The sequence below is a fragment of the Paenibacillus sp. BR1-192 genome (assembly GCF_029542445.1).
Classification (GTDB): Bacteria; Bacillota; Bacilli; order Paenibacillales; family Paenibacillaceae; genus Paenibacillus_AQ; species Paenibacillus_AQ lautus_A.
In genome coordinates, this window is the sequence record NZ_CP120718.1 from 4,314,903 (window position 1) to 4,331,846 (window position 16,944).

Here is a 16,944-nt window from a genome sequence, read left to right on the forward strand (position 1 = left end):
CGTTATGTGTTTCCCAAGACATGCATCAGGTAAACGACCAGCCATCCCGATCCGAATCCGATCAGGCTTCCCGCCAGACAATCGGTCGGGTAATGATATCCCCAATAGATACGGGATAGACCGACCAGCGCAGCCAGCATGATCAGCAGTATCGTCGGCAGCGGCGAAACCAGAAACAGCAGCGGGGTAATGACTGCAAAAATCGCCGTTGTATGACCGGAAGGGAAGGAGTAATCCTTCAGCGGGAAATTTCCGATCTTTACCTGCTCCAAAACCCGGAAGGGACGATCTCTTCTGACGATTCTCTTGATGAGGACCACGATCAGATGGCTAACGGTTAACGCAATGGCACTCTGATATGCCGTTATATCCCAAGCTTCGAATGCTGCCCAGGCGATAAGCAACGCGCTCAGAATGGTGAAGGTGGCTCCGCCGAGATGGGTGATGCCGCCGAACAACCGGTCAAAGGCTCGGTTGCTGATCGTCTGGTTGCACCAAACGAATACCCGGTGATCAAAACTTTGCAGTCGCTTTATCATTCATTCTTCACCTGCCGTTACGTCAATTGAATCTTTTGGCCCCTTCACGACGGGGACCTCCGAACGTTTATTCCTGCGCTTCTTGATAAGCCGCACCGTCAACCAAATGCCCCCGATCAGAGCACCTACGGATAACAAAATAATCGTAAGCACGCTGTCCACCATATTCTCGGCAGCACGGCCATATACGTAGAACAGCACACCCACCGTGTAGAACTTCACGGCGCGTCCGAGCGCTGCATAGCTGATAAGCTTCCATAAAGGATAGTTCATGCAGCCGGATAGAATGGTGAATATTTTGAAGGGAATCGGCGTAAACGCACCGACCAGGATAGCGGCTTCGCCATGCTTGGTGAACAAAGCAGTGGCAGAATCATACCATTTTTTCTTCATGATCTTGGTCAACACCAAATGACCTGAAGCCTTGCCGATTCCATATCCGATGGGCGTTCCGATCAAGCACCCGACAAACCCGATCGTGGCGAGCCAGATCGCACGGTCCGGACTCAAGGCACTTAAGGACAACTGCGAGAACAGTGCCGGAATCGGAAAAATGATCGCGTCGATCATGGCATGAATGAATAATCCGATATCGCCTAAATTACGTAAAAAATCCATCAAGACTAATCTCCTCTGCTTGGCTGACCCTTGGGCAGCCCGTGTATCGTGCGATATCGTTGCTTACATACGAATTTGAAATCATCGGTTCACATTCCTCTCCCGTATCATGTTAATGCAAGGATATCACGAATGGAGGAGGATGCCTTCCGTCTTCAGACGATAATGAACCTAGACTTAGGTCTAGATCCTAATAGTAGATATAATATAGTAGATATAGTATAAACGAGTTTTATGATCAATAAGTTGGGTTTATAACCAATTGGACCAAAAACAAAAAAACAGCTCAGCCGCAATGTGCGCGGCCAAACTGCCAGGATCCAAGACCAAGCCCTATTCAAATTGGCAAATCCTCAGAACGTCCCCGATGGAATCCACGACATGATCGGCTTGCGACAAATCCTGATTTCCCGAATTCGGGTTCACGAAGCCGATGCATGTCATGCCGGCCGCCTTCGCTGCAGCGACGCCATGCCGGGCATCCTCCAGCACCATGCAGTGCTCGGGCTCCACGCCTAACAATTCAGCCGCTTTGAGGTACACATCCGGCGCCGGTTTTCCTTTTTCCACTTCTTCACCGCTCACGACGCATTCGAATTGATCCAGGAGATCGAACTTGCGCAAGACGGCCGTAATAAATACGGGAGGCGAGGATGATGCAATCGCAGCAGGGATACGACGTGCTTTAAGTTCAGCCAGAAGTTCCCGAATGCCGGCAATCGGCTCCATTTCCCGAGAGGTGAGCATCTCGATTTTATTGGACAATTGGTATTCGATAATCTCCGATACGGATTGCGCAAGCTGATGCTCATGTTTAATGGCTGCCCACATCTCCGGATTGGTCATGCCTACATACTTCTCCAATTGTTCATGGGTTATCGAGGATCCGTAGTAGTTCATCACCTGGATATCCACTTCAAAGTGCAGCGGTTCGCTGTCAATTATGACCCCGTCCATGTCAAAAATAAATGCCTGTATCATGTTCATGCTCCTTTGCTGAATGTTCTGTTAGTTAACCCCAGATGAGATCGAGCACCGTTCCCAGCACTCCGGATTGATGTCCGCGGAGGACATCGGGATTGAATACCTCGACGAAACCGCACCGCGCACTCCCAACTTCATCGATCTGGCCAAAGCACGGTCATTCGGATGAAATGATGTCGTGAAGCTCCTCCAAAGTATGTATCTCATACTTGGGGTGAATGGACGTCGGATTGGCCTTTCGCTGCGGGTTATACCAGCAGGTATCTATCCCGTAACGGATGCCTCCTTGTATATCGGAAGTTAACGAATCGCCAACAATGAGCACCTCGCTTTTATCCGGGTGGTTTAACATATCGAAGGCGTAATCGAATATTCCTTCGTGCGGCTTTTGAGATCCTGCATCCTCCGAAACCACGATACATTCAAAGGAATCGCACAGCGCCGATCGGCTGATACGATTAAACTGCACTTCCTTGATTCCGTTCGTGATGATGGCCATGCGTTGACCGCGCTCGGACAGTTGACTGCACAGCTTCTCTGCCCCTTCCATGAGAAAGGAGCCCTGTCCTAAATACTTTATGTAGACATTGCTAAAGGCTTCAGCGTCCAAAGCGCATTTGATACTATGTTCCTCCAGGAGTCTTTCGAACCGAGCCGTACGCAATTCGCCCTGCGTCACGATCCCCTGCTCGAAATCGTTCCACAACTGCTGGTTTATGCGCCTGTAACTGTCTACGATCGCATTCGTGCACTCCTGGTGGATTTCGCCAAAAACGCCGGCTAACGCAAACGCCTCCGATTGGGCATAGTCGTATAGCGTATCGTCCGCATCAAATAAAATAACGTTGTATCGCAAGGCTGGGCCTCCTTTCTTGCTGCTTAACTTCAACCATTACCCTTTCGCTACCCAGCATAACATTTTATTCATCCGGATTCATCGAACCATTGTCGGATGTCGAAGTTAATCTGGATTGTCGGTTCAATTCCTGGATCCTCTGCCTTTGTTGATGATCTAGACGGTCTCTGTTACTCTTCACCAACTCCGTCAGACGCATGAAAATCAACAATAATATCGTAATGATTACACCTGCTGAGAACACCATCATTGCCCATTCGTCCACGCCTAAAAGCGTGATCAAAAGCAATTCCGTCACAATGAATATCCCCGCTCCAAGGGCAAGCTGTTTCATTGGGCCTCCCTGTTACTCATCGCATAATTTATAGTGATGATACCGCTCCTGCTCAAGTTCGATCTCGCCGATATAGGCAAATCCGCACTTTTGGATTACTATATTGGAAGCACGATTATGAACGACGGCGATTGCGTTGAGTTCTCGCTCCCTTGTATTCCGGAACAAATAACGGATTAACGCCCGCACGGCTTGGGTGGCATATCCCTTATTGTAATACCGATTGGAGATTCCGTACATAATCTCCCGGTTAGGCGGGGGCAGCTCTTCCTTAGGACCGCTATTGCACCAGCCGATGCACTCGCCTGTTTCTTTCAAGACGATGGCTAACCGCAGACGCAGCTGCCCCACATCCCCGCCGTCTTGAACGGCTTGCAGGAACCGCCGATTCTCCGGCATTTCATAGTCGGTTAACCATTCTCGCCGCTGTTCCCTTGATACATCCCATCCAGGCAGGAACTGTCTGATCTCCGGTTCGTGCGTGATCTTGCAGATCGCATCCAGATCTTCCAACAAATATTCCCGAAGGAAGATGTCCTCACATTCAATCGTAAAGGGCTTACCCTGGAAATCGATAGTTGTCTTGCTGTTCAATATAACCCCTGCTTTCATTCGCTCAATGATTCCTCGCCATGATCCATGTTATCAACTGATCGGGCCGTGTAAACATATAGTCGGGTTCCACCGCAAATTGTGCATTCTGAACGGTATCAAACCAATGCGCCCCGATGGTTAATACCTGAGCTGATTTGCCAGCCGCAATGTCGGCATCGCTGTCCCCGACAAAAACCACGTCCGATGTCCTCAGACCCAACAGCTGAACGGCTTTGAATATCCCTTCCGGGTCCGGTTTAGAACGTTCAACCTCATCTCCCGTAATGGTAGCGGCAAAATACCCGTCCAGTTTCAGGTTTCTTAAACATATATCCAGGCATCTTCTGCTCTTGCCCGTGATAATAACCATGGGTAAACGTAAATCCGACAGCTTCACAATTAGATCCTGTACGGCTTCCGATACCTGCACATGCTCTTGAAAATTCTGCTCAAACACTTCGTAATAATATTCTACGGCTTCATCAACATGGGCCGGATTCGAAAGATAATTGGCAATGATCTCTTCCTCCGTTGGCCCAAACGTCTGAACGATCTCGGCATCGGTCAACCGCTGGCCTTCGTACTTCAAGAAAACCGCCCGGAACGCTTTAAACGAGAGCGGCAGCGTATCTGCTAAAGTACCATCGAAATCAAACAGCACCGCTTGTATGGTGTTCATCCCAAAGCTCCCCTTTCACCTCAGAATCCGACTGAACAACACGACTTGCTCAGACCAAATCCAGCCTCATCTGAATGGTAATCATTTTCCGATCGTCATCTAACGCCGTGATGCGGACATCGAACGGCTCGAACCCCAACTTATGATAAAAAACAAGCCCTCTGGAATTGGTATTATGACAGCTTAGATAAAAACGTTCCATTTCGTATTTTTCTTTGGCGATGTCCATCATGGTACGCAACAGCTTCTGCGCTGCACCGAGTCCACGGTGCGACGGTGCAACAACGACATTGCCAAGCCACAACGATCCATCCGCATCTTCATAAAAATTCGCGTAGGCGACGGCCTGCCCGGTGGATTCTTCAACGATAACCGTGGGATCAAAGCGGTTCTCAAGCAAACTCAGGATTTGATCCGGCGTCAAAGGGAATTCCGATCTCGGGCTCATGTAAAACAGTTCTTCCGGCGTTTGAGGAAAGCTGCAAATCGCTTGCAAATCCTCATCCCTCAGCGGTCTATGCGCATACATATTTTGAGGTCCTCCTTACTAAGCTATTCGGGCAATATACATGCCTCTTCCGATCAAGCCTTGCGTATCGTGCTCCACATCCAGTCCCGCTTCCCGAAATGCCCCGATCATCTCTTCCACGGTAAACAGACCCATACGATGCTCCTCCGTGTAATGCTCGATTCCAACCTCGCTGCCAAACAAATACGAAAAATTCATGATCGAAACATTACCTGCGCGATCCGAATGGGACATTCTGCTCATGTGGATCCCATGGCGCTCGGTCGTGATCGTGTCCACTCTTCCGGTTGTCCAAACGTCCGGCGTAAGCCATGGCTCAACTAGAATGATACCTTCCTCGTTCAGATGTTCCCTAAACTGCACAAGGGTTTGAACCAACAGCTCCGGCGTGTTCACATACCCGATGGAGCTGAACAGACACATAATCACGTCATACTTCCGGCCGAGTCGAAAACGGGTCATATCAGCCACCGAATAATCCCCCTTGGGATTCTTCGACTTCGCTATAGCTACGAATTCGGGGTTCAAATCGATTCCATCGATTGCATAGTGCTGCTTCAAGAAAACAGCGTGTTCCGCCGTTCCGCAGGCTACATCCAGAATGGTTTGGTACTCCTTGCTTTGTCTTTCGATATATTCCCGGACCTGCCGCGCCTCCTGCTCATAGTCCTTGAAGCTGTAGATCACGTCATAATACTTCGAAGATAAGTCGAACATGATTTCACCAACTTTCTGTATCCTTCATGAGTACGTTAGAAAAAGGGAACACGCGATTTATGACTGCGAACAGCCCATTTGACTAAAAAGACCCAACTTAGACAGCTTCATCTAAGGCGGGGTCCTCTGTGGCAGGCATCTTCCATGATTATACAACTGTTCATTCGATTGGGTAACCCCTGGATCCGATAAGCTCAGATTCACCGGTTCATACGCTACGGATGCTGCCTTTATCCTTCGATACGCTTATGTCTATACCAATAGGAATAGATCTCCCTGTACTGAAGACGATCGTACAACCGGTTTGCAGCAACATTGTTCTGGACCACTTGTAGATAGCTGCTTGCAGCTCCATTCTTCTTGGCCCAATGCAGAATATGTAAGAGTAACTGTTTTCCGAACCCGCGATTTCGGCATGCCGGAGCTGTGGCGAGATCAAATATGCCGACGACGCCTTGCTCTATTGCCCCGATCCCGCACGCCACAGGTTCACCATGATCATATAGGATGAAGAATCCGTATTGAATCACGGAATAGTTGAACAGCTTTCTTTTTACAGCCTTATATTTTTCGGATATTCCAGTTATCTCGGTCAGCACGCTCAGCCATTCATCCGTCAGCCGTTCTTCGATCTTAACCTCCTTATGCGTTGGAAGCTCCAGATGATCCAGATGATCTAACACCCTCAGACTGGTTGGATCGAGTATGGAATAACCCCTGGAATCCAACATACGGTCCAGCTCCTGCGGATTGAACGGGGTGATTTTAAATACGACGTCAAGCCCAGCCTTAACATATAACCGCTCGCATTCATGAATTTGGGCGTCAAGGTCTATCGATGGATCCGTGTATAAGGCATTAATCGAGTTGGATCTCTTCGTATAACCGTCTGCAAAACGTAACAGCCACCCATGGTGCGTCAAGGTTTGAAGCGCCGGCCAAGCGTTTAAGGCAAGTTCTTCGATTCTCTTTAGCACGTATACCACTCCTACCGCATGATAGGAATTAATATACATCTATTTGTATTTTTATACAAGCTAAATGATTCTTCATGTATCCTGCACGCCACTCGATTCTGCTAATTCCTTGGATCTATCGGCGATACTAAACACAATGGGAACGTCCGTCATCCTTCTTCTCCATATCAAATGGTCGATTCCGCGCCCCCAGTGATCTTGAAGGACGTAATCGGGTTCACCTAGTTTCTTCTTCCATATTTTCTGAGCACGCGTATATCCGCTATCCAAACAAAATTCCGTTATCCCCTTATTGAGCAGCGTAAGATACATGATTTGAAGCATCAGACTGCCGATTCCCTGTTGCTGATAATCAGGATGCACAAATACGGTTCCGATTTCAACCACGTCACGCAGTACTCCATTGGAACTTTTCCGTATCAATGCATTGGACGGGCCAAACTCGATGCTGCTTACAACGCTGTTGTCTATAAGTCCGATCAGAAAATACCTCTGCTCTCCGTTCGTTGCAATATCCGCGTTCAAGCACCTAATTTTGCTGTCAATCTCCTGCTCGATGTCCTCCGATAAATCAACCAAGCCTTCTTTGGCAAACGTATCGGTAATCACGAACCGGAAAAAATGCTCCATCGCTTTCATATCACTACGATTCGGCCGCCTAATCTCTACATGAAACATGAGGAGTCCTCCTCCTATCGTCAATTACAAATAGACTCACCATTTTTGGGTGTGTTTGATAACATGGGCTTTTATTTCATCCTTTTGTTGATCCGATAGCTCAACGGGTGTCCAGGAATGATTGTCGGGGATGTGGATGGTTAGAGGTGTTTCAAGCTCCTTTTCTTGGCTGCTGGAATCCTCGTTCGGTATATTTTTCCATCGTTTATGACTCTGATCATACACCCTGGTTTTCACAAACTTCCCTCCGCTATCGTAGTAGTCTTCAATCGCTCGTACACGCGACAGCGTGGCCCCTTGATTATCTTCATGATTGGTTATCGAATTCACTTTTTTATAACCTGAAGGCATGTTGAGTCCATCTGCAGTTATCATCACATCTTCAACGATAAAAGCCTCAATGTGCTCTACCCGCTCCCCTCCGTTCTGACAAGAGCATAATGCCAACACGATCCATAGGATACAGATCCACGAACCCGTTTGTTGTATGTATTTCAGTAACACGCCTAACCTCCTTGTACATGGATCCCTTCGGGAGCCAATAATGTGCTCAACTCCGCAGCCGTGTTCTGTACGAACCTCTCCACTTTATCTCTTACTCATCAAAATACAAAAACTCAGCACCTTCGTACATGGAATCTCAGGTCCCAGTCTAAATGTTGTCATGATGAAACGAGAAGAATAAGTGTAGAGACTCTCTTCCACATGATCTACTCCATACGTTCGTTACGGAGCACCATGTGAAGGTGGTCTTCCCATACGCCGTTTATCTTCAGGTATTTGATCGCCAGACCTTCCTCATAGAAGCCCAGTCGTTTCACGACGTTCATCGAGGCTTTGTTTCTCGGCATGATGTTGGCTTCCAAACGGTGCAGCCCCAGCGTATCAAAGCAATAGCCGACCACGGCGCTCAGAGCTTCGGTCATATACCCTTTTCCCGTATGAGATTGCGCCAGCTTATACCCGACATGAGCCGATTGAAAAACACCCCGCACGATATTGCTGATCGCAATCGAGCCGATCATCTCATCGTTTTGATGCAGCCACACTTTAAGCAGGGAACCGTCAGCGATGCTTCGACTTTCCGCTGCCAGAATCTCAGCCTGTTTCTCCAGGGTATAAAACTCCGCTTCCCTGGCAGGCTCCCAAATCTTCCAAAACTCATCGTTCCTGACGATAAAATCCAACACATCCGCTGCCCGTTCCCGATCCACGGTTTTCAACTGCAGACGTGAAGTTTGTAGCGTTATGGACATGCGATGCTCCCCCCTGAACAGCTTTAAACTAAAAATTGCAACACCATATCAATCCCTTGGGATATCATGCTTTAGCATGGATCGTGTAATTCCACGGGCTTCCCCCTCAGGCGTCAATCGGTATTCAAACTGCATAATCGTATCATGGGCAAAATAAATATACTCTACCTCAGGCTCGTCTTTAAATACCACGACGGCATAAAAAGGAGGCAGCTTAACGCCCCAAATGCCTTGGACCGACTGGATTTCATCCTGCGTATAATGTTCTTCTTCAAGCAGGTAAGTCTTCACCTTCTTGGCATAGATCATTTTGTTGGATTGCACATACACAAAGGGAGACAAGAGCACAAGCACTAGCAAAACCAACAATGCGATTTTGATTTTCTTCATTGGATTCCCTGTTGTTTGCATAGCATAAAATGACGCCTGACCTCTTCGTAGTTCTCCCGAACACTTCGGCTCCCGTCCACGAACATCACCTTGAATCCGCGGTCCAAGGCATCCTTGGCCACGTATCTCGCAAACCCGATATCCCGGTCCATCCAGTTTCGAAACGCGGCGCCGGGATCATCGCATGATACCAAAATTTCGTGGATCCATTCCCGTTTGGCATAATGCTCCTTCTGGAATGCCGGAACCGGGACGATCCATATCGCATGATGCGGGCTGGGTACCAGGTGCTCGACTTTTTCCGGCAATAGAGCCGCACCTTCAACGATGATGGGGCTCGTGTCCGGCAGGGCCGAAACATCATCCATAATCATGCCAAATTCCTCTCGGTAAAATTCCAATTCTTCCTCAACCTGCTGCTCCACCGGCCGCGACCACAATGCATTCCAGGACATATCCTTCAATCGAGACATGGTGGGGTGTTCCGACGGATGGCATATGGTCACATGCTTCTCGTTGAATAGATCGCATTGATAATAGGTGCAGCTGTAATCCTTCGCCAATTTTTCGGCAATCGTCGACTTGCCCGAGCAGGGGGAGCCTCCGATCCAGTATACATGGGAGTAGTCTTTTTTCTCGCTCTGCATCGTATCACGCCCCTCTGTCGCCATCACTTCTTAACTCGTTTCGAATGTCCAGCAACACGTTCCAAATTGCCCTCAAATATACCACAACGAACAAAAAGCCCACAACTAGTATCAGTGCGACCAGCTCCATGTTAACTCCCCACCTTTACTCTGCGACTGGGCATCCCGTCGACCTAAGATCTACGGATCTTATGCCCCGGAAGCATGTGGTTACGCAACTTTATCCCTTCATTTATTATAACTGTCTTTTCTGCGACAAAGTTACGCTATCCTTGCATTCATACCAGATGTCCTAAACAACAAAAAGAACCGGTTCAAAACCCGGTTCTTTCATTTAAGCCTATGATACTTACTCTTCTCCCTGAGCCTAGCTCACCACGGCATCCAGTTCGGACTCGTTCCGTTCATGCTCAGGTACCAGCACCTCTACCACCACTCTGGTCGGCACACAAATAATCTGTTGATAAGGTTCCGAGATAAAACCCATGTCCAGCGCGATTCGCTTCGGAGCATCCGAATATATCATCTGGATCCCGTAGTCATAAACTTTCAATGTATTGTGTCCAAACTTGGTCTTAATGTCGATGATGCGTTCGTCCCCGTTCAGCGGGACGGTTTCGTATTCTTTGCCATTCACCGTGATCAGCGCCTGAAGCTGACCCTGCTGATATTCCACGTGACTATGCTTCCACCATTGCAGCCCCGTGAAGGATCCAAGGATCAGGATGATGGCGAACAAAATCATATCCCCGCGTCTTATTCTGGACAAGGTGCTCCCTCCCGACGTGCAAAGTCTTCGGAACCCAAGTATGAACGATGCTCGAAGCCGTGGAAATGAGTTTTGTCACATTCGCTATCCGGGTTAAACGGCTGCCCGGTTTTATGAATTGATGACTGTTTTGCTCCAGCAAAATATTCAGGACGGCCAATCGCGACCTTGGCACAAACCTTTGAAAACGTCCTTCACTATGTAGACGAGCATTACATGGATCCTGATTTGACGGTAAAACAGCTGGCGCACATGGCTCGATTATCTTCGACCTGGCGTTTCACGCCTATATTCCAGGAACTCACAGGGAAGAAACCATTGCATTACGTAACCGATTTGCGTATTAACCGTGTCAAAGAACTTCTGCTACGGAAAAATGAGCCGATGCGATCCATTGCTCAAGAAGTGGGATACACGGATGAGTACTGCTTCAGTCGCCGTTTCCGCCAGATCACGGGGATGTCGGCTTATCGACAGGGCTGTACCAAACACGAGGGTTTCAGCCGACGGAACCTGTCCGTACGGTTCTGAGCGACGGGATGGGTATTCTATGCATGCCTCATTCTTCGATCAATACATTTCCGTTGAACGGCATGCACAGATTACATACCGCCCATAGACTCTGGCCCCCTGGTAACACCAGTCCCGTCCGACATAAGGATGTACGTATTGCGAGATGCAATCCTGACACTTGGCCCGATGTCCCACCGGATCGCTTGTATACCACCACCCGGAAGGATAAGGACATAAGCCCTTGCAATCGTTGATCACCGTCTTTGGCGTGCAAATGATATAATCGGACGGGCAGGAGGCATCTGCGCCGCAGCCCGTGCAATATTGTCCGTGCGGAGGTCTGCAAGGCCCCGCGGCAAACGCTTGTTTGAGGATATCGTCATCGTTGGGCCGTACCAACACTTTGGCGAGCGCCTCGGCCGTCCTTTGCGCGACTTTATTCAGGATCGTCTTGCGGTTCATTTTCCGGGTAACCCGGCTGATCAGCACCTGCGTCTCTTCGTCCTTGCTCTCCGGCTTCCTCCACATGCTCTCACCTCGTCTTAGGAAACTCTTGATGCTTTCGCATACGCTTCAAGCTGTTCCCGGCTGTTGACCAGACCCTTATGCCGGATGATGCCGTTTGTATCCACCGCATAGGCGTAAGGCGTGACCTGTACATCCAAGTGATTTGCGAACTCCGAGCTTACGATCAGCACCTCATCGTCATATGCTATTTTGCGGACATAATCCGAAGCCAAATCCGCGGACGAAAATAACAGCAGGATCGGTTTCACGTTATTCATCATGGCGATCCGCTGAAAATCCGGCAGGATCTCGGCGCATTCCTTGCACGTCGGTGATCCGAACAGCATGAGGGATGGCGTGCCAATCAGCTCGCTGGTGGACCACTCGGCTCCTTGCAAGGTTGTCGTTGTGGCTCCGGGCATTTTGTTGCCGACCGGGATACCGGACTGATTCACTCCTCTTGCGGTGCCCATTACCATAATCCCGAGCTGCCGGAACAGGACCAAATTCAGAATCACCAAAGGCACGACCAAAATCCACAGTATGGCATATGAGATCCAGAAGAACGTGTTCATCGCGGCCTCCTCTACCTTCTTTTTATCTTTGAAATATGCGGTGCGGCAATTCCGCGGTATATTCGGATCGCGTGTAAGGCATCCGGAACCCCTACTACAACAAACAGCGCAAGCAGTAATATCATGCCTTCCATAAGCAGACCCGTTACTGTGAACGACGGATGAAACGCAAGCCTTGCGTTATAGCTGCAAACCAGTCCCGCAAAGCCCATCGCCAGATTAAACCCAATCAACGGAAACCCCAGCCTGGAGCTGATCTGAGGCCCGAAGCAGCCGCAGTCCACCCTTCCTTTTATTCGGATGAAATAAGCCACGCCCAGTCCTTGAATGAAATAGAGCAAGGAAATGCCCAGGAAGCTGATCAACGACGGAAAGCTGTATACCAAGGTCACCGTCAAAATTTGCAGAAGAATGAGCAGCACATGCAGCCCGGCTCCCCCGGGGAATGGATCCGGATCACCGAAGGCACGGCCCCAGGCATAACTTGCCACCGACAATAGCATGGGAAGCGTAACGAATATCGCGAGAACATCGTACATGGACCTGTATGCTCCTTTTTGGCATCATCAGCTGATGATGCAGATGATGGCTCCAATTATCAGCAGCATGGAAGCCGTCAGCCGCACCGCCGTCAGCAGCGTGAAGCTGTATACTCTTCTTTTAAGCATGCGGTATACGATGGACCGCATCAGCGGAAGGCTGAACAAGGTGCCTCGAACCATTCCAAACGTCGCGCCTGCCAGCAGGCTCAACCACCATGGAGCCGCAAACAAGGAAACCACGATGTAGGCATGAAAGAGGACGCCCACTTGCAGCGTGATGAAACCCAAGCCCAGAATCAGGCCCCATAACGCCGCGGATCGATACCCTGCAGCCTTGATCCATTCCGAGGGAACGATGAAATTGCCGGAGGGCAGGATTCCCGATTTTTGAATCAACTCCAAGACCAGAAACACGACCAACAGCACAACGATGACGTAGTTTTGATATAAGCCCGCGGGGGTTAATTTCAGCACATAATTGATGCCCCCGACCGCAAGCCCCGTTACGGCGCCGCCAAGGGTACAGGTCACGATATAGACCAGCGCATATTTGAATTTACTGACCTTCGTGCTGTCCAGGCTGCCTAGCACGTTCAGTCCGCAAGTGGTATCCACGCTGGCCATTGCGGCACCGACCGCAAACATAAAGAGCAGCATCGTTAACAAGCCAGGCCACCTCCCCACAATCCCGTTACATGAATCCTTAACACTTCATCTTATGAACGATAGCCTGTCGATTATTTGCACGAATCTCCGATGGCTTGGGCATATTTGCCCGTGGCAATCTTATCCAGAAAAAAGATACCGTCCACGGATGATCTCCGTGGACGGTTTTTTCTGTAAGCTATTCACTTTTTCTAATTAAAACCAAAACATAACACGCTTGCCTAACCGCGTGGAGCCGATTTGGTCCACTCCATATAAATCCGGTCGTTGAAGCCTTTCTCATCCGAATCCTCGGATATACGCTTAAACTCCCGAAATCCTAATTTCTGATATAATCGAAGCGCGGTTTGGTTGCTGTCCGTCACTTCCAGAACGTAACGCCTGTATGGCAGCTCCGTCATGACGTGTTTCATCAAAGCGGTTGATACGCCTTTGCCGCGTGCTTTTTCGGTTGTGGCCACGCATTCGATATATCCGGTCTCGTCATCATAGGGCAATGCCGGGTTGAATTCGTCCTTCATGACGTTATATGCAAGCTCTCCCGTCTTGTCTCCAAAAGCATCCTGAAGCGGGGCTAACGCGACCGGCATGGCCCGCTGCCCATTATGGGAACAAGCCAAGATTCCGACTATGATTCCCTGGACCTCCGCCACATAAAACACCTCCGGGCTGAACAACGTCCGGAAGGCGTTCTCCAGCATGTTCCGGTCTCGGGTGAAATAAGACAACTCCTTATAATACCCGTTAACAAACACCTCGGCCACTTCGCCGCGAACATCGCGTTCGTAATCGGCCATGCTTCTAACCGTGATCGCGCACATCGTGATTACCTCCTGTCAAAAATGTAGTCTACGCTTCATTTCCTTGCGGAATCCCTTGTCTGCAATCAGGCACATCCCGCCGAATGTCAGCAAGGCGTACACCGCCGCAGCTACGGCTGTCCATAATACATGCGACATGCCAACGGCATACAGCAATAAGGGAACGATACCAAGAAGGATCAGAGTTAATAAGTAACCTGCGAACTCCCGCCAGCCCATTTTTCGCGAACAGCATATAACGGTAATGAGCAAGGTTGCCGCCATCATCAGGAACGGAATGACATAGCCGGTCGACCAGTAAGACGTTCCCGACGCCACGTTGATCCACAGCAGCATACCGGACAGCCCGAGCAGCTGAACGATAATTTTGCCGCCGAGATGCGACCCGGACATCAGGGTATGCCTGATGGACAGCCACGCATACAACACGCAGGGTATGAGAGTTAAACTCCACCATACCTCGCGATTTCCAAGTAGGTTAATCAGGACGGATATCACCATGACGGATACCGCAAGAAAGGTAAGCCACTTGGATACAAGACTGCTGCTCGCATGCTGCTCCTCCGCAGCCTCATAGACGGGATACCATGAATTACTTACGAGGTACTTATCATCTTTACCTTGCACATTCCTGCGGCATAAGGGACACGCTTGATGCGCCGGATCTACGGATACGCCACAGTTTTCGCATCTCATGCGCCCATCCCCCAATCATTGCTGACAATCGTAATGTCCAAATCGCTTAGGCTGGCAAGCTGGCGAAAAAAGCGCATGATCACATCGCTTTCGACGATATTTCGCGCAAACGTGATGGTGAGCTGATCGTTGATCGAGCTGACGGCACAGTTCATGGGACTTTTGGCTGTGGGATACATCGTGGTTTCCATCGCCTCGATTTGCGAGGCCATGCTAGCTGGAATGTCGACTCGACCTAGGTTGGTAAGCGTAAGCGTTTTGGCTTCTTCCCCGAAATGGTCAAAGCCGTAACGGATTGCCAGATCCTTTAATTTCAGCGGCGTGAATCGGGAAAACAGGTTTTTTTCGTACTTCATGCTGCCGGCCATCGCTTGGCTTAAATAAGACTTGGTCGTTTTCTCTTTCATCTGTGCATGAACGATTTCGAGCACCTGCTCGAATGTCATGCCTTCCTTTAGTTGCACGCCAATGTTGATGACCGCAAAAAAGTTGCGGAGGCTGCTGGAAGGGAACATTTTTCGCAGGTTCACCGGCATGCTGATCACGACCGGACGGTTATCCTTATTGAAAGGCAGTGTGGTATCGTAAACCGCCATAATCAAAATTGCCGTCAGGTAAGCGGTAAGGGTTGCTCCCTTCTGCTTGGCTGCCGCATTCAGCCGCGATGCGTGAACCATCCCGTGTATGACGTTGTGTCCATAAGGCGAGAAACGGGTGCCCGGAATTTGAAGTGCATCCGGCATCCTGGCGTCGGGAGTGGCCGAAGTATAATGCGCTTGAAAGCTATCTTGAGCTTCAGCATATCGGGCAAATGAAGCGGGCGGCAGAATCAGGCCTTCCTTGTCCTCCACGTCCTCGCCGAGCAGAGATAAATACTGGAATACCAAGGTTTTGAGGAACTCCAATGCCCCTCCTCCGTCAGTTAGAGCATGAAAAATTTCCACGCTGATCTTGCTGCCGTAATACAGAACCCTTACCAAGCTTCCGTTCTCATGCGAAAGAGTAACGGGGGCACAGGGATAGGCGGATTCCGGCTCCACCGTCAAGCGTGTCTCCTTCTCCCGCAGAAATTTCCAGAACAGTCCATTTCTTAGCTCGACATTGAGTAGAGGAAATCTCTTAATCACGCTATCGAGCGCCTCTTGCAAAACCGATGGTTTCACCCGGCTTGTCAGCATCATCGACAGCCGGTAGGTGGATGAGTTCTCCCTCCCCGCAACCGCGGGGAACAGCTTTCCCGCGTGGTCAAGTTTATACCATTCTTCCATGTACGTTCTCCCCGTTTCTTCATGTTCTCCCGTTTAAACAGCATACCGGTCTACTATATGGATATATCGCCCTTATACTCAACCTTCTACCGCAGCCGATACGAAGACCGCGTTCCCCTCTTCATGTGGCTGTCTCCGATCTCCCATCGAAAATCGCTTCCTTAAAGAGGATCGGGTATGAATCAACTTCATCGGTACGAGCAATTCGGTTCTTCGATCGATGCGGCTCTTCCCCTCCGGGTGCATCACGGACAACAGCATGCGCAGATAGGAAGTGGTCAGCTTCTGGAACAGATCCGGTTTCATTGCTTGATGCTCAAAACCAAGTCCATGCGTTAATCCCCGGTGAAGCAGCGTAATCCCGACCAATGCGTTAACCTCGCTGAACTCGGACTGGCTTTCGTAAGCCCGGCTAATCTGCTGCATGGATTTTCTTCCAAGTCTCGCAATCTTCAGGGCCGCGCGGTCCGGCCCTTCTGCTCGAATGAGCTTCAGCACCGTCTCATTATCCAAATGAAGCTCGCCTACCAGATCCCCATCCTGAATGACCGTGGAATCCTCGCAGACGATGCACTCCCCCCGATGCTTCTTGATCATGACCGTGCATATGCCAAAGCGCGAGATATGCGAGCTGTGGAATCTGGAAATAAAGCTGAAGAAGCGCTCCCATATCATCCATGTGCTCTGCATGATGGTTTTAAATGATTTTTGCAGCAGATCCAACACCCCATTTTTTGATGAATATTACATTCCATCATTAGTCAGGAAAAAATCGTTACTCACATCTTA

The 16,944-nt window shown here is 49.5% G+C and carries 25 protein-coding genes; 1 reads left to right on the top strand and 24 read right to left on the bottom strand.

Going from position 1 to position 16,944, the window contains the following annotated elements; all coding sequences use genetic code 11:
- Positions 1-2: 2 nt before the first annotated feature.
- The 16 genes from P0X86_RS19105 to P0X86_RS19180 all read right to left on the bottom strand — a co-directional run bounded on the left by P0X86_RS19105 (position 3) and on the right by P0X86_RS19180 (position 10,567).
- Positions 3-539: a phosphatase PAP2 family protein gene (locus P0X86_RS19105; RefSeq protein ID WP_015735943.1), complete on the bottom strand. Its 537-nt coding sequence runs from the start codon at positions 537-539 to the stop codon at positions 3-5.
- Complete coding sequence (locus P0X86_RS19110) at positions 540-1,157, bottom strand: YqaA family protein (RefSeq protein WP_036661104.1); 618 nt, start codon at positions 1,155-1,157, stop codon at positions 540-542.
- A 333-nt stretch (positions 1,158-1,490) separates the two neighbouring features.
- A complete protein-coding gene (locus tag P0X86_RS19115) occupies positions 1,491-2,138 on the bottom strand; it encodes an HAD family hydrolase (protein WP_096774225.1) in 648 nt (215 codons plus the stop codon).
- A 160-nt stretch (positions 2,139-2,298) separates the two neighbouring features.
- Positions 2,299-2,997, bottom strand: coding sequence for a YjjG family noncanonical pyrimidine nucleotidase (locus P0X86_RS19120; protein WP_277746214.1), 699 nt, complete (start codon positions 2,995-2,997; stop codon positions 2,299-2,301).
- A 64-nt stretch (positions 2,998-3,061) separates the two neighbouring features.
- A complete protein-coding gene (locus P0X86_RS19125; protein WP_090908551.1) occupies positions 3,062-3,331 on the bottom strand; it encodes a hypothetical protein in 270 nt (89 codons plus the stop codon).
- A 12-nt stretch (positions 3,332-3,343) separates the two neighbouring features.
- Positions 3,344-3,943 (bottom strand): GNAT family N-acetyltransferase, encoded by a 600-nt coding sequence (locus P0X86_RS19130; protein WP_277746215.1) that lies wholly within the window; start codon positions 3,941-3,943, stop codon positions 3,344-3,346.
- Positions 3,944-3,947: 4 nt separating this feature from the next.
- Positions 3,948-4,604, bottom strand: a complete 657-nt coding sequence (locus tag P0X86_RS19135) for an HAD family hydrolase (RefSeq protein ID WP_096774228.1) — start codon at positions 4,602-4,604, stop codon at positions 3,948-3,950.
- A gap of 49 nt (positions 4,605-4,653) precedes the next feature.
- Positions 4,654-5,133 (bottom strand): GNAT family N-acetyltransferase, encoded by a 480-nt coding sequence (locus tag P0X86_RS19140; protein WP_277746216.1) that lies wholly within the window; start codon positions 5,131-5,133, stop codon positions 4,654-4,656.
- Positions 5,134-5,151: 18 nt separating this feature from the next.
- The gene (locus P0X86_RS19145) at positions 5,152-5,850 is read right to left on the bottom strand and encodes a class I SAM-dependent DNA methyltransferase (protein WP_277746217.1); all 699 of its coding nucleotides are present in this window, start codon (positions 5,848-5,850) and stop codon (positions 5,152-5,154) included.
- Between the two features lie 230 nt (positions 5,851-6,080).
- Complete coding sequence (locus tag P0X86_RS19150) at positions 6,081-6,827, bottom strand: GNAT family N-acetyltransferase (protein ID WP_277746218.1); 747 nt, start codon at positions 6,825-6,827, stop codon at positions 6,081-6,083.
- Between the two features lie 72 nt (positions 6,828-6,899).
- Complete coding sequence (locus P0X86_RS19155) at positions 6,900-7,505, bottom strand: GNAT family N-acetyltransferase (RefSeq protein ID WP_277746219.1); 606 nt, start codon at positions 7,503-7,505, stop codon at positions 6,900-6,902.
- A gap of 36 nt (positions 7,506-7,541) precedes the next feature.
- Complete coding sequence (locus P0X86_RS19160; protein WP_277746220.1) at positions 7,542-8,009, bottom strand: hypothetical protein; 468 nt, start codon at positions 8,007-8,009, stop codon at positions 7,542-7,544.
- A 206-nt stretch (positions 8,010-8,215) separates the two neighbouring features.
- Entirely contained in the window at positions 8,216-8,761 is a 546-nt protein-coding gene (locus P0X86_RS19165) for a GNAT family N-acetyltransferase (RefSeq protein WP_015735957.1), read from the bottom strand.
- Between the two features lie 48 nt (positions 8,762-8,809).
- Positions 8,810-9,151 (bottom strand): DUF3139 domain-containing protein, encoded by a 342-nt coding sequence (locus tag P0X86_RS19170; protein ID WP_277746221.1) that lies wholly within the window; start codon positions 9,149-9,151, stop codon positions 8,810-8,812.
- Complete coding sequence (locus P0X86_RS19175; RefSeq protein WP_090908544.1) at positions 9,148-9,798, bottom strand: hypothetical protein; 651 nt, start codon at positions 9,796-9,798, stop codon at positions 9,148-9,150. Before P0X86_RS19175 ends, P0X86_RS19170 begins: the two co-directional genes overlap by 4 nt.
- A 367-nt stretch (positions 9,799-10,165) precedes the next feature.
- Positions 10,166-10,567, bottom strand: a complete 402-nt coding sequence (locus P0X86_RS19180) for a NusG domain II-containing protein (RefSeq protein ID WP_096774234.1) — start codon at positions 10,565-10,567, stop codon at positions 10,166-10,168.
- A 168-nt stretch (positions 10,568-10,735) separates the two neighbouring features.
- On the opposite strand from P0X86_RS19180, the gene P0X86_RS19185 reads away from it, so the two are divergent.
- Entirely contained in the window at positions 10,736-11,098 is a 363-nt protein-coding gene (locus P0X86_RS19185; protein ID WP_192571484.1) for a helix-turn-helix domain-containing protein, read from the top strand.
- 39 nt (positions 11,099-11,137) lie between these two features.
- On the opposite strand, the gene P0X86_RS19190 is transcribed toward P0X86_RS19185, so the two are convergent.
- The 8 genes from P0X86_RS19190 to P0X86_RS19225 form a co-directional block, all read right to left on the bottom strand.
- Positions 11,138-11,608: a hypothetical protein gene (locus P0X86_RS19190; protein WP_213579014.1), complete on the bottom strand. Its 471-nt coding sequence runs from the start codon at positions 11,606-11,608 to the stop codon at positions 11,138-11,140.
- Between the two features lie 14 nt (positions 11,609-11,622).
- A complete protein-coding gene (locus P0X86_RS19195; RefSeq protein WP_277746222.1) occupies positions 11,623-12,162 on the bottom strand; it encodes a redoxin family protein in 540 nt (179 codons plus the stop codon).
- 11 nt (positions 12,163-12,173) lie between these two features.
- On the bottom strand, positions 12,174-12,701 hold the full coding sequence (locus P0X86_RS19200; protein ID WP_277746223.1) for a MauE/DoxX family redox-associated membrane protein: 528 nt from the start codon (positions 12,699-12,701) through the stop codon (positions 12,174-12,176).
- A gap of 27 nt (positions 12,702-12,728) precedes the next feature.
- Complete coding sequence (locus P0X86_RS19205; RefSeq protein ID WP_277749064.1) at positions 12,729-13,361, bottom strand: hypothetical protein; 633 nt, start codon at positions 13,359-13,361, stop codon at positions 12,729-12,731.
- Between the two features lie 230 nt (positions 13,362-13,591).
- A complete protein-coding gene (locus tag P0X86_RS19210) occupies positions 13,592-14,191 on the bottom strand; it encodes a GNAT family N-acetyltransferase (RefSeq protein ID WP_277746224.1) in 600 nt (199 codons plus the stop codon).
- Between the two features lie 15 nt (positions 14,192-14,206).
- Positions 14,207-14,887, bottom strand: a complete 681-nt coding sequence (locus P0X86_RS19215; protein WP_192571480.1) for a DUF6320 domain-containing protein — start codon at positions 14,885-14,887, stop codon at positions 14,207-14,209.
- Positions 14,884-16,155, bottom strand: a complete 1,272-nt coding sequence (locus tag P0X86_RS19220; RefSeq protein ID WP_277746225.1) for an alcohol acetyltransferase — start codon at positions 16,153-16,155, stop codon at positions 14,884-14,886. Before P0X86_RS19220 ends, P0X86_RS19215 begins: the two co-directional genes overlap by 4 nt.
- A 78-nt stretch (positions 16,156-16,233) precedes the next feature.
- Complete coding sequence (locus P0X86_RS19225) at positions 16,234-16,878, bottom strand: YkoP family protein (RefSeq protein ID WP_481858152.1); 645 nt, start codon at positions 16,876-16,878, stop codon at positions 16,234-16,236.
- Between the last annotated feature and the right edge of the window lie 66 nt (positions 16,879-16,944).